Origin of the sequence: Pleomorphovibrio marinus (genome assembly GCF_003347495.1) — a bacterium.
Lineage (GTDB): Bacteria > Bacteroidota > Bacteroidia > Cytophagales > Cyclobacteriaceae > Pleomorphovibrio > Pleomorphovibrio marinus.
The window spans coordinates 1-12,196 of the sequence record NZ_QCXY01000010.1 but is presented as its reverse complement, the minus strand read 5'-3'; the positions used below and the strand labels follow the sequence as shown (position 1 = coordinate 12,196).

11 protein-coding genes are annotated in these 12,196 nt (G+C 42.4%); 8 read left to right on the top strand and 3 right to left on the bottom strand.

All coding sequences use genetic code 11. The annotated features are described in order from the left end of the window. Positions 1 to 15: 15 nt before the first annotated feature. The 6 genes from DB520_RS20310 to rlmF are packed head-to-tail and all read left to right on the top strand — an operon-like array spanning position 16 to position 7,991. Complete coding sequence (locus DB520_RS20310) at positions 16 to 1,356, top strand: TolC family protein (protein WP_114751614.1); 1,341 nt, start codon at positions 16 to 18, stop codon at positions 1,354 to 1,356. After that, positions 1,356 to 2,414 carry an efflux RND transporter periplasmic adaptor subunit gene (locus DB520_RS20305; protein WP_232835074.1) on the top strand — a complete coding sequence of 353 codons (1,059 nt, stop codon included), beginning with the start codon at positions 1,356 to 1,358 and terminating at the stop codon, positions 2,412 to 2,414. Before DB520_RS20310 ends, DB520_RS20305 begins: the two co-directional genes overlap by 1 nt. Next, positions 2,411 to 5,458, top strand: coding sequence for an efflux RND transporter permease subunit (locus DB520_RS20300; protein WP_114751613.1), 3,048 nt, complete (start codon positions 2,411 to 2,413; stop codon positions 5,456 to 5,458). Before DB520_RS20305 ends, DB520_RS20300 begins: the two co-directional genes overlap by 4 nt. Before the next feature lie 10 nt (positions 5,459 to 5,468). After that, positions 5,469 to 6,248, top strand: a complete 780-nt coding sequence (locus tag DB520_RS20295) for an SDR family NAD(P)-dependent oxidoreductase (protein ID WP_114751612.1) — start codon at positions 5,469 to 5,471, stop codon at positions 6,246 to 6,248. A 5-nt stretch (positions 6,249 to 6,253) separates the two neighbouring features. Further along, positions 6,254 to 7,045 (top strand): hypothetical protein, encoded by a 792-nt coding sequence (locus DB520_RS20290; RefSeq protein WP_232835073.1) that lies wholly within the window; start codon positions 6,254 to 6,256, stop codon positions 7,043 to 7,045. Next, the gene (gene rlmF, locus DB520_RS20285) at positions 7,035 to 7,991 is read left to right on the top strand and encodes a 23S rRNA (adenine(1618)-N(6))-methyltransferase RlmF (RefSeq protein ID WP_232835072.1); all 957 of its coding nucleotides are present in this window, start codon (positions 7,035 to 7,037) and stop codon (positions 7,989 to 7,991) included. The genes DB520_RS20290 and rlmF overlap by 11 nt, the downstream gene beginning before the upstream one ends. A 60-nt stretch (positions 7,992 to 8,051) precedes the next feature. On the opposite strand, the gene DB520_RS20280 is transcribed toward rlmF, so the two are convergent. The 3 genes from DB520_RS20280 to DB520_RS20270 form a co-directional block, all read right to left on the bottom strand. After that, positions 8,052 to 8,528, bottom strand: coding sequence for an SRPBCC domain-containing protein (locus DB520_RS20280; RefSeq protein ID WP_114751821.1), 477 nt, complete (start codon positions 8,526 to 8,528; stop codon positions 8,052 to 8,054). An 85-nt stretch (positions 8,529 to 8,613) separates the two neighbouring features. Then, positions 8,614 to 9,192, bottom strand: coding sequence for a Crp/Fnr family transcriptional regulator (locus tag DB520_RS20275; RefSeq protein ID WP_317047777.1), 579 nt, complete (start codon positions 9,190 to 9,192; stop codon positions 8,614 to 8,616). A 114-nt stretch (positions 9,193 to 9,306) separates the two neighbouring features. After that, entirely contained in the window at positions 9,307 to 9,885 is a 579-nt protein-coding gene (locus DB520_RS20270; RefSeq protein WP_114751819.1) for a YdeI/OmpD-associated family protein, read from the bottom strand. 263 nt (positions 9,886 to 10,148) lie between these two features. On the opposite strand from DB520_RS20270, the gene DB520_RS20265 reads away from it, so the two are divergent. Both DB520_RS20265 and DB520_RS20260 read left to right on the top strand, forming a co-directional pair. Further along, a complete protein-coding gene (locus tag DB520_RS20265; RefSeq protein WP_114751818.1) occupies positions 10,149 to 10,559 on the top strand; it encodes a hypothetical protein in 411 nt (136 codons plus the stop codon). A gap of 236 nt (positions 10,560 to 10,795) precedes the next feature. Beyond that, the gene (locus DB520_RS20260) at positions 10,796 to 11,812 is read left to right on the top strand and encodes a glycoside hydrolase family 113 (protein ID WP_232835071.1); all 1,017 of its coding nucleotides are present in this window, start codon (positions 10,796 to 10,798) and stop codon (positions 11,810 to 11,812) included. Positions 11,813 to 12,196 lie beyond the last annotated feature (384 nt).

The following is a 12,196-nucleotide window of genomic DNA, read 5'->3' as shown; positions in this document are numbered from 1 at the left end:
AAACAATATTCAAATATGCGAAAATATCTATGCACCCTTTTGATTTTCTGGACTTTTCCAGTTCAAAGTCAACAAGCTCTGGAAGCCTATATCAGGGTTGGTCTGGAGAATAATGAAGTGCTGAAACAGCAGGATTTCAATCTGCAAAAGAGCATCTATGCCCTGAAAGAGGCAAATGGCTTATTTCTACCAAAAATCAGCCTAGAGGGGAATTATTTCCTTGCCGGAGGAGGACGAACAGTTGACTTTCCTGCCGGAGATATTCTCAATCCTGTCTATTCCACACTCAATCAACTTACCGAGAGCAGTAATTTCCCAATGATTGAGAACGAACGTATACTTCTTAATCCAGATAATTTCTATGATATCAGGGTAAGAACCGCTATGCCGCTTTTCAATGCTGAGCTTGTTTACAACCGCAGGATAAAGTCTGAAATGGTGAGTATGCAACAATTGGAAAAGGCTGTTTACCAAAGGGAATTGGTAAAGGATATCAAGACGGCTTACTTCAAATATTTAAAATCTTTGGAAGCCATCAAGATTTTTGAAACGGCACTCCAATCGGTTGAGGAAAACAGAAGGATAAATGCTGCTCTATTTCAAAATAATCAGATAAACCGTGGAGTATTGATCAGGGCTGAAAATGAAGTCATTCGATTTCAAACCCAGATTGATGCTGCCATCCAGGAGTCTTACAGTGCCCAATCTCATTTTAATTTTTTACTCAACCGTAAGTTGGACGAAAGTATTTCTGTGGATGAAATAGCGCCTATAATAGAAAATGTAGATTTTTCGAAAAATTCTTCAGACAGAGAGGAATTGCGTCAGCTGGATCTTTCGAACCAGATCAACGAACACCTACTCGGACTATCCAAGTCTTATCTTTTACCGCAGTTAAGCGCTTTTATAGATTTGGGTTCCCAAGGCTTTGAATGGGAATACAACAACAAGACTCAGTATTACTTTTTTGGTCTCGCTATGCAATGGAACATTTTCGCCGGAGGGCAGAACAAATACCGGAAAAAGCAGGCTGAAATGGACCAGGCCTTCACCAATTCGCAACGGGATAACGTCGCGGAGCAATTTCTGCTTCAGCAAAAGGTCAGTATGAACAATTTCAAAGCTACTTACAGCCAGTATAATGGAGCGGTCAAACAGGCAGAAAGTTCAGAACGCGCATACAAAGATTCCTCAAAGCGCTACAAAGAAGGACAAATCCTCTTCATTGAACTTCTGGACGACCAAAATCAATGGATTTCAGCAAAATTACAGGAAAACATATCCCTTTATGAATGCCTGATCAAAGTCGCTGAAACCGAGCGCGCCAATGCTTCTTTTAATCTCAATGCAAATTAATGATGAAGAATAAATTATCCATTATCGTATGTGCCTGTCTGATGACACTGGCTGCCTGTAACAAAGAAAATGAAACCAAAGGGTTTGATTCCTCTGGAGATGTAATTGCTGTCAGCCTTCTGAAAGTTTTGGAGTTGGAACAGGAATACACCATCCGTGGCAGTGGCTTGCTGAGTACAGAAAATGAAATGCGCCAAGCCTTTAAGATTGGAGGCATCATCGACCGCATTTATGTCAATGAAGGCCAAAGTTTCAAACAAGGTCAACTGCTTGCCAGCCTCAAACTCACTGAAATCGAATCAGGCTACACCCAAGCGGAACTAGGTCTTGCTAAAGCCCAAAGAGATTATTCCAGGGTAGAAAATCTCTATGCTGACAGTGTCGCCACGCTGGAACAGTTGCAAAACAGTCAGACGGCACTTGAGCTTGCGAAGCAACAACTGGCATCTGTGGCATTTGACAAAAAATACGCATTTATCTATGCTGAAAAGCCCGGTTTTGTGGTGAAAAAGCTCGCCAATGAAGGAGAGGTGATTGCTGGAGGATCCCCTGTCTTGGCAAGCAGCGAGAATAGCAGCAAAAGTTGGGAACTGAAAATCGGGCTTTCTGATAAAGAATGGGCAAAAGTAGCCATTGGAAATAAAGCCAAAGTCATGCTGGAAGCATTTCCAGAGATCTGGTGGGAAGCCCAAGTTTTCAGAAAGTCAGGAGCAGCAGACATGGGAACAGGCTCTTTTCAGGTTGAGCTCAAGTTGGACAACCTGACTGAATCAGCCGCGATAGGGATGTTTGGTAAAGCTATCATACAAACCGGGCAGCAGCAAAAATCCAAACTTATTCCTTATGAAGCATTGATAGAAGCAGATGGGAAGCAGGCTTATGTGTTTGTCCCCAATGGGGAAAACAAGGTCAAAAAGCAGCCTGTGCTTATTGAAAGCTTTTCCGAATCCGGAGTCAGCATCAGTGAAGGCCTTGAGGGAGTACACGAAATCATCTTGGGCAATTCCGCTTTTCTCAATGAATTTTCTACCATCCAATTCATCAAAAAACAGCCATGAATCTGACAGATTTTTCAGTAAAAAACTACCAGTTTACCTTGGTGATGTTTGTGATGGTGGCAGTCATTGGCCTGGTGACCTTGCTGACCATGCCCCGGGCAGAGGATCCGCAGATCAATCCGCCTACCTACCCAATCGTAGTGGTTTATCCCGGAACCAGCCCACAGGACATGGAGGAGCTAGTGGTGAAGCCTATAGAAAACAAAATCTACGAGCTAGAGAACATTGACAAAATCGTGACTGCCATAGAAGATGGATTGGCTGTGATGAGGGTAGAGTTCAAGTACGGGGTAGATGTAGATGACAAGTACCAGGAAGTGGTACGGGAAATAAATTCATTGCGAAATGAACTACCGGAAGATATTTTCTCAATTGAAATCCGAAAAGTGGATCCAAGTGATGTAAATATCCTACAAGTGGCCCTGGTGAGTGAAAATGCCTCTTACCGTCAACTGAAGAAACAAGCAGAAGACCTTCAGGATCAGTTGGAAAAAGTAGTGGACTTGAAAAAAGTGAAAATCTCTGGGGTTCCTGATGAAGAGGTTCGGATTGATTTGAAACTGGACCGCATTGCTGCTTTTCAGATACCGCTCAATGTGGTTTTGGGAAGTATTCAAAGTGAAGCAGTCAATATCCCCGGAGGAAGTCTCACTGCAGGCAACAAAACCTTTAATGTCAAGACAAGTGGCAAATTTACAAGCCTTGAAGAAGTTGAAAACACTGTCATCAGCAATGCCAATGGCAAAATTATCCTGTTGAAGGAAGTAGCGGAAGTTGATTTCAAGTATGAAGAGGAGAAACATATTACCCGTCTCAATGGGAAAAGAGCTGTTTTGGTGAATGCCGCCCAAAAGGTGGGGAGCAATATTGCCAGCACGCAAGCATCGTATGAACCTATTGTCACAGCATTTGAAAACAGTCTTCCCGAAAACATCAAACTTTATAAGCATTTTGACCAAGCCGAAAATGTTTCCAGACGCTTATCTGGATTAGGACTTGATTTTCTAATAGCTATTGTGCTGGTATTGTTTACCTTATCCCCATTGGGTATTCGTGCTTCTTTGGTAGTAATGCTGGCCATCCCGCTTTCTCTGGCTTTGGGTTTGGTAGGCTTGAATGCCTTTGATATTTCTCTGAATCAGCTGAGTATTGTTGGACTGGTAGTTTCTCTGGGTCTGCTGGTGGATGACAGTATCGTAGTGGTGGAAAACATCGAGCGATGGCTGAGGGATGGGTTTACCAGAAAAGAAGCAGCGATAAAGGCTACCAAGCAGATCACTTTGCCGGTCATAGCCACCACTGCAACCTTGATTATTGCCTTTTTGCCATTGGTCTTTTTGCCTGGTGGGCCGGGTGAATTTGTCCGTGGGCTGCCGCTTGCTGTGATTTGCAGTGTCTTGGCTTCTACGGTGGTCTCGCTCACTATAGTGCCATTTATTGCAAGCAGGTTTTTGAAAGAACATGAAAACCCCGAAGGTAATATTTTTCTACGGGCCCTTAAAAAAGTAATCGGAGCAACTTATGCAAAAGTGATGAAAGTGGCATTGAAGAATCCCGTGAAAACGCTGGCTTTTTCATTCCTTTTATTTGGCGGATCCTTGTTGCTTTTCCCTATTATCGGGTTTAAACTTTTTCCCACTTCTGAAAAGCCCATTTTTCTGGTCAATGTAAAAATGCCTTTGCAGACCAGCTTGCATGAAGGCAACCGCATTACCCGCATGGTGGAAGACAGCTTGCAACAAAATCAATTGATCAGGTACTTCACCACCAATGTAGGAAAAGGAAATCCGCAGATTTATTACAATGTACCACAGCAAGAAGAGAAGTTTGATTTTGCCCAAATTTTCATTCAAATGGACCCTGACGCCAAACCGGTACTGAAAAACAAATTGATCAATCAGCTTAGAAACCAGTTTGCTGCCTTTCCTTATGCCAAGATTGAAGTTCAGGATTTTGAACAGGGTCCTCCTATTGAAGCACCTATTTCCATACGGGTTTTTGGAGAAAATCTTGACAGTCTACGAGAGTTGTCTTTTGAAGTGGAGAGGATTCTAAACGCTAGCGATGGGGCACTATACATTAACAATGAATTGAATACACTCAAAACTGATTTAAAAATTACTATCAACAAAGAAAAAGCCAGAACACTGGGTGTATTTACCGCAGACATTGACAGGACTATTAGGTTGGCTGTGGCAGGACTCACCATGGGGACTTACACCAATGAAATTGGGGATGATTTTGATATTGTGGTCACTTCACCTAAAGGGAAATACAGAGCTTTGGATGCCTTGGAAAATTTGTATGTGAACAACGCTCAAGGGACAGCCATCCCGCTGAAGCAGTTGGCAAGCATTGATTTTGAAACTTCGCCTACTACTATCAATCACTTTAACAAAAACCGATTTGTAAAAATAACTTCCTCTACCCGAAAAGGAGTATTGGCCAATGACGTACTGGCTGAGGTTGTTCCCAAGCTAGATGCTATGGAAATGCCAGCGGGCTACTTTTACAAATTATCAGGTGAGGCAGAAAGTGAAGATGATGCTTTTGGAGGCGGTTTTATCACTGTGATATTGATTACAGTTTTTCTATTTGTGGCAGTCTTGATTCTGCAATTTAAAACTTTCAAAGGTCTTTTGATTGTGCTTTCGGTAATTCCACTCGGAGTCATTGGAGGCGTGAGTCTACTCTGGTTGACCGGAAATCCAATGTCTTTTATCGCCATCATAGGATTCATTGGCTTGGCAGGGATAGAAGTTAAAAATTCCATACTGTTGGTTGATTTCACCAATCAACTGCGCAAAGAAGGAGTGGCTTTACAGACTGCAATTGAGCAGGCAGGAGAACTTCGGTTCCTTCCTGTAGTACTCACTTCTTTGACTGCCATAGGTGGACTTTTGCCATTGGCACTTAATCCTAATCCGCAAATATCACCACTGGCAATAGTCCTGATCGGGGGTCTGATCAGTTCAACCATCCTTTCGAGGATTGTGACACCCGTGATGTACAAGTTAATTCCACCAAAAATCGAAACACTTTAACCCTAAAGAAATGAAGGAATATATTTTAATCACTGGAGCTTCTTCTGGTATAGGCTATGAAATGGCTCAACTGTTGGCTGCTAAAAAAATCAATTTGATTATAGTAGCAAGAAGCATTCATATACTGCAAAAGATGCAGATGGAATTATCAAGTAAATACAACATAGATGTCAAGTATTTTCAGGTTGATCTATCCGATGTTAAAGCAACCCAGGAATTTTATGAGGTGACCAAAGTCCATGAATTACAGGTGAGCCATTTGGTCAACAATGCAGGATTTGGGGACTATGGAAGTTTCTTGGAAACTTCCCTGGAAAAGGAATTGGATATGGTTCACCTGAACATCAGCAGCCTGATGATACTCACCAAGCTTTTTGCACAGGATATGGCTGCAAGAAAATCAGGTAAAATCATGAATGTAGCTTCGTTGCTGTCCTTTTTACCTTTGCCTTATTATTCGGTCTATTCTGCTACCAAGGCCTTTGTTTTGGCATTTTCCGAAACCATAGCTACAGAACTTGCGGATTCAGGAGTTGTTGTTACGGCCTTATGTCCAGGAACAGTTGAGACGCCCTTTCATACCCCAGATATGCGGAAAACCAACGCAATGAACACAAATAAACCAATGCCAGCTAAAGATGTAGCTGAGGCCGGTGTGAAATTATTGCTTCATGGGAAAGGAAAGAAGGTTGTTGGTTTCAATAATTGGTTTATCTCCAATTTACCAAGGGTGACACCATCGTCCATTATGATGAAGATTAAAAAAAACCTGGCCAGTCCAAAATCTTAATGGCTATGCTTGGTTTTGTCTTTGAACTGAAAGAAAGGAACACAACGCTCTTTTATTTTGGTCTCTTGTGTTTGCTGCTCTCTTTGGTCTTCTTGGTCATGACCAGAATTTCAAATGTGCAAGTATATCAGGTCAATGCCTGGTACAAACCTTTCAAATTTGCCTTCTCTACCTTCTTGTTCGCTTGGGCAATGGCTTGGTATTGTTACTACCTCACTGATTTCAACATAACCGTTTTCAATTGGTCGGTCATCCTATTATTGGGATTTGAAATCGGTTACATCGCCTTAATGGCAGGACAGGGGAAAATTTCCCATTACAATGTCAGTAGTCCATTTTACTCCATCGTGTTTTCCTTGATGGCATTGGCCGCTACCTTGGTCACGATCTATACCGCTTATGTGGGACTGCTTTTCTTCACTCACTCCTTTCCAAATTTGCCCAACTACTATTTGTGGGGCATCCGCTTGGGCATATTGATTTTTGTGATTTTCTCCTTTCAAGGCTATTTAATGGGAGGTAGGATGAGTCACACGGTGGGGCTAGTCAATGATAATTCCAATTTGTTCATTGTCGGTTGGAGCCGATTGGCAGGCGATCTCCGGATAGCCCACTTTATCGGCATGCATGCCTTGCAGGTTTTGCCTTTGCTTGCCTTTTACCTTCTTCGAAATACTAAAGCGACCTTATGGGTTGGCTTACTTTACGGTGCATTGGCTACCTTCACATTGGTGCAGGCATTGAAAGGAACTCCTCTTTTTCCTCAAAAAACAACCACTCATTTACATGGAAAATAAATACTTTTGTAGCTACCATTCATTCCAATTGATGTCAAAAGAGAAAAGAGTACATCCGCCTTTAAAATCCAGTCTCCATCCCAGAAACAAGCACCGGGAAAGGTATGATTTTGAGTTGTTGACACAGACCTTGCCTGCATTGAATGCGTTTGTAATCACAAACAAGTATGGGGATAGGACCATTGATTTTTTTGATCCTCAGGCAGTTATCATGCTGAACAAGTCACTTTTGAAACATTATTATCAGATTGACTATTGGAAGATCCCTGAAAACTACCTCTGTCCTCCAATTCCCGGAAGGGCTGATTACATCCATTATGTAGCTGACCTGCTCACTGAAAATTCTGGTCAAATTAAAAAAGAGGTCAAATGTCTCGATATCGGTGTGGGTGCCAATTGCATCTATCCCATCATTGGACAGCACGAATACGGGTGGACTTTTGTCGGGTCAGATATTGACCCAAAGGCCATGGCATCTGCCCAGAAAATAGTGGATGGTAACCCCCAGCTCAAAAATCGAGTATCATTGAGATTTCAAAGTGACCCGAAAAGCTTTTACACAGGGATCATCATGGAAGGGGAGTTTTTTGACCTAAGCATCTGTAACCCTCCATTTCATTCCTCTGCCAAAGAAGCACATCTCAGCACCATGCGAAAACTCAGTAATTTGAAAGGGAAGAGGGTCGAAAAAGCCAGGTTGAATTTTGGTGGGCAAAGTAATGAATTATGGTATGCAGGTGGGGAGCTGAATTTTCTGACCAGCATGATTTATGAAAGCAGGAGGTTTGGCAACCAATGCCAATGGTTTACCAGTCTTGTTTCCAAAGAAACAAACCTGCCAACTATCTACGAAACCTTGGATGCAGTGGAAGCGAAAACTGTAAAAACCATGGATATGAGCCAGGGAAACAAAATCAGCAGAGTTGTGGCGTGGAGTTTTAAATAATAGGGCTCCGTTTGATTATTTATTTTATTATTAAGGTTCCGATATTCGAGGATGGCCAGTTCAATGGTGGGAAGAAACAAAAGGTGGGTACACCCCTACTGACAAAGCCTCAGCTTGTCCTTTTAACGCTATGTTCATCTCCTCAAATCCTGCTTTGATCTCGGTATCCAGCTTTTTGGCCATAAGTCCAACCAATATCCCTTTGAATTTTTCACTGTGGATAAAAGTGGTGCTCCCGTCCCCGTTTTCCAAAAGCTGGTAACTATGTTCTCCATCGAAGATTCCGGAAAAAAAAAGATGCCCTAACCAGCGGAATTCCCGGTTTTGCTCAAATGCCAAAACGGTAGGTTTAAACGTCATGGGCTTACTGCCTTGGGGACCTAATACTACTTTGATAGTATTTCCTTTCTTTACATCCCCGGTAATGGACCGGACAAAGGGGTTCCATTTGCATTGATTTTCAAAATCTGTCAATACCTGCCATACTTTTTCTGGGCTTGCGTTGATATGGATCCTTGTGTTGATTTCCTTTTGCATGGTCATAAATCGTTTTTGCTTTTAATGTATTATGAAACAAAGATAGTAGGGTGATTTATGCCTTCTCTTGATAAAAATCAAGAATTCAAGAAAGCTGTCTGTTTCGTATTCGGCTGAAGGTTTCGGGAGTCATTCCCAGCATGGAAGCTATATATTGTAAAGGAACCTGGTTGAAAAGGGAAGGGTTTTGCTTAAAAAAATCCTGATAGCGCTCTTCGGCAGATTTGGAAAGGTGATTGTAAATGCGGTTCTCAAGGATGGCGAAGCACTTTACGATGAATAGCTTTTCAAGCTCATGCCATTGTGGTACTTCTTTGAGTAGTTTTTGATAGTCAGTTTTACTGATACTGAACAATTCCACATCAGAAAGTGCCTGCATATTCCACCTTGAACTACCTCCGAACATAAAACTCGAGATCTCTGTCACAAAATAGCCAGGAGTGGAAATCCATTGGGTAATTTCTTTCCCATCATCCTGGGTATAGATACGGATCATGCCTGATTTGATAAAGGATAATTGGTGTGCAGGCTGCCCCTGCCTCATCAGAAACTCTCCTTTAGCTAAACGTTGTGCTTTAAATTTATCGCACACTGTTTTCAGTTCATTCTGTTTGAGAACACCAAAGTATTCCTTGATATAATGCTCGAGGCAATGTATGGTCATATATTTAAAGTTAGCAAAATTCACTTCTGGGAAAATCAGGTTATAAAAAAATATTGGCTACGAATGCCACAAATTGACACTATTTCATTTGTGAAAATTCGTGGCAATATCATTTCAACTCCCCTTCAACTTTTCTCCTTTTGCCGAAAGCTGGGCTATTTTTTCCACCCTGGAATCCCTGGTCTTTTCGGTTTTCGCCAATTTGATCCACCGGAGTACAAAGCGTTTACTGGAATCATTGATCCCATGGAAAAAGGCTTCCGCTCCCTCTAATTTTTGAAGTGCATCCAAAAGGTCTTGCGGTACGATCAGCTTGTCCACATCATCCATAAAATCCCAAAGTCCAGCCTGTTTGGATATTTCTATTGACCGGAATCCTGCCTCCTGCATTTTTCCTTCTTCAATTAATTTAGCTGCCCGGTCTTTGTAAGTCTTTGCCCAGTGCTCCACTTTCCGTGGTGAGATCAACTGCAATGTTCGATTGTCATCCAGCTTTCTCCTAATCCCATCTATCCAACCAAAACATAATAACTCATCAAGTACCTCAGAAGTAGAAAGGTATTTTTCCGGAACTGTTTTCTTGAAGGTGACCAGCCAAACGCTTTCTTTCTGGGCATGGTGTTGTTCCAGCCATGCTCTCAGTTCCTTAGTGGAGGAGACTTCGACTTTTTGGAAGTTTTCGGTTTGTGTCATGGCTATGTATTTTAGACAAACTCTGTTCTCATATAGTAATACCTCAAAAAGTGAATAGCTGTTTTGGTATTTTTTCCAACTGAAAACATTGATATCGACAACTTCAGTGAATAATGTGCTTTTAATAGGATTCAAGAAATTAGAACTCCAGAGGTGAGTACTTTTTCAAACTTTTTTCTTAGACTTTTTCACCAGCTATTGATAGATTTGGGAAAGTACATGGAGTTATTTCATGGATGCAAAAGCCCGAGAGCAGGAATATTATGACCAAGAAAAAAACCTGGATTGAAAAGCGCGACTTAGAAAAAAAACCGGAAGTCAAGCGCATTGAAAAGGACTTTGCTGATATCCCTGCCGGCAGCACCATGCTGATTCCCACACCCCAACTTGTCAACGAATTTATAAAGTCCATTAGTAAAGGAAGAAGCCTGGATATCAAAACCATTCGAAAGGAACTGGCCCAGGAACACGGAGCTGAATATACCTGTCCTGTGACCACAGGTATTTTTCTGCGAATTGTGGCGGAGGCAGCCTTCGAAGAACTACAAAACGGGAAAAATATAGAGGCCATTACTCCCTTTTGGCGGGTTATTGACCCAAGAAGCACTTTGGCTGAGAAACTGAGTTTTGGAAGGGAGCTTTTGTTGGAGATGAGGGAGAAGGAGGATTTTTAATGAAGTCCTTCCTATGTCATCATTGACTTTTCAAAGGCCATAACCTGTCCCTAACTCAGGGATATTCTGACCCTGCCTGCCCCTTCCAGATAACTATATGGATCGGGGATTTTGTTTCGGGAGAATTTCGAAATGCCCCGGATAGCTATGGTTGCATTACTCGTGTATCGATCTTGTCATGCTTGATTTCGTGGATTAATTGTTGCGGTAGGATCAAGTCCGGTAACTAAGTACAAATGAAAAAGGAATACCTCTTTGTTTTTTTGATGATATGGGCCTGCCAAAACCGGGAGGTAGTAAGTACTGGTTTTATCAAAATTGCAGATAAACAAAAAGGTGTCTGCTGGGTAGGTAGCCCAAGGCCTCTGGAAGGCTGGGAGTTGGATTCTCTTTCATGGAAAGGAATCACACATTTATCGCAGACACCTTTTGGCTGGCAATCCGATCCCAACCTTCCGGAGATCCGATGGGAGAAGCATACCGAACGCATGTGGTGGGGAGAATCCCTGGTAGGCGTAAAAACAACCACTGACCTGGCCAGGGAAAAAGGCGTGGAGTCCATTCTCAAGCCCCATCTCTGGGTGAGGGGAGAATGGCCCGGAGTAATCAAAATGCAGACTGATGAGGATTGGGGAATGTGGTTTGACCAGTATGCAGAGTTTATCCTTTACTATGCAGCCTATGCCGAAGATCAAAATATCCCCATACTGTGTATAGGAACGGAGCTGGAATTGACCTCAGACCGGGATGTGGATTGGAGAAATCTGATCACTGAGATTAGGAAGGTTTATAGTGGGGAACTTACCTACGCTGCCAATTTCACGGAATATGAACAGGTGAAATTTTGGGATGTCTTGGACTATATCGGCATTCAGGCCTATTTCCCCTTGGCTGAAAAACACAACCCCAGTCTCCGGACTTTAAAAAATAGCTGGGACATAAAAATAAAGGAAATTGAGAAAGTGCAGCAGCGTTTTCAAAAGCCGGTCATCTTCACAGAAGTAGGGTACTGCAATACCGTGGATGCGGCTATTGAACCCTGGATTTGGCCCAATGAACGAAAAGAAATTGAATTGTCCGAGGAAGTTCAGGCCCTTTGCTATCAGTCATTTTTTGAGACTGTATGGGAGAAGGACTGGTTGGCAGGGGTATATTTCTGGAAGTGGTATCCCCAGCCAAGAGACAGAGAGCCGGACTTTACGCCACAGGGGAAAAAGGCGGAGGGGATAATGGTTAAATTTTTTTCAGAATAACATTTGAACGCATAGAAAAAAGTAACATGAAATGCCCATGAGAAAGAATTCTCATACAGGGGAATGATTATCCAGGGCATTCCCCCGAAACAAGTTCGGGGCAGGCTATCTGACCATTGAAAAACAAATATAAACAGATGAAATCGAGCCTGTCCTGACGGCAGTCAGGGCATGAGGAGAACCTCACACACTGGGATGATTATAGACTGCGAGATTCCCCCGAAACAAGTTCCCCGAAACGAGTTCGGGGCAGGCAGGGGCAGGCTATATGGCCTTTAAAAAGGGCTTCTTGGAAAATTCGATAAAATTTGACCACGCAGGGAAAAACTAATTCCTTCGTGGTTTTTTTGTGTTTATTTGTTCTGATCAGCAGTACAATTCAAC

Bases quoted from the DNA above. Each gene is read 5' to 3' on its own strand.
- DB520_RS20310 (WP_114751614.1), top strand. From the start codon at position 16: ATGCGAAAATATCTATGCACCCTTTTGATTTTCTGGACTTTTCCAGTT.
- DB520_RS20305 (WP_232835074.1), top strand. From the start codon at position 1,356: ATGATGAAGAATAAATTATCCATTATCGTATGTGCCTGTCTGATGACA.
- DB520_RS20300 (WP_114751613.1), top strand. From the start codon at position 2,411: ATGAATCTGACAGATTTTTCAGTAAAAAACTACCAGTTTACCTTGGTG.
- DB520_RS20295 (WP_114751612.1), top strand. From the start codon at position 5,469: ATGAAGGAATATATTTTAATCACTGGAGCTTCTTCTGGTATAGGCTAT.
- DB520_RS20290 (WP_232835073.1), top strand. From the start codon at position 6,254: ATGCTTGGTTTTGTCTTTGAACTGAAAGAAAGGAACACAACGCTCTTT.
- rlmF (WP_232835072.1), top strand. From the start codon at position 7,035: ATGGAAAATAAATACTTTTGTAGCTACCATTCATTCCAATTGATGTCA.
- DB520_RS20280 (WP_114751821.1), bottom strand. From the start codon at position 8,528: ATGCAAAAGGAAATCAACACAAGGATCCATATCAACGCAAGCCCAGAA.
- DB520_RS20275 (WP_317047777.1), bottom strand. From the start codon at position 9,192: ATGACCATACATTGCCTCGAGCATTATATCAAGGAATACTTTGGTGTT.
- DB520_RS20270 (WP_114751819.1), bottom strand. From the start codon at position 9,885: ATGACACAAACCGAAAACTTCCAAAAAGTCGAAGTCTCCTCCACTAAG.
- DB520_RS20265 (WP_114751818.1), top strand. From the start codon at position 10,149: ATGACCAAGAAAAAAACCTGGATTGAAAAGCGCGACTTAGAAAAAAAA.
- DB520_RS20260 (WP_232835071.1), top strand. From the start codon at position 10,796: ATGAAAAAGGAATACCTCTTTGTTTTTTTGATGATATGGGCCTGCCAA.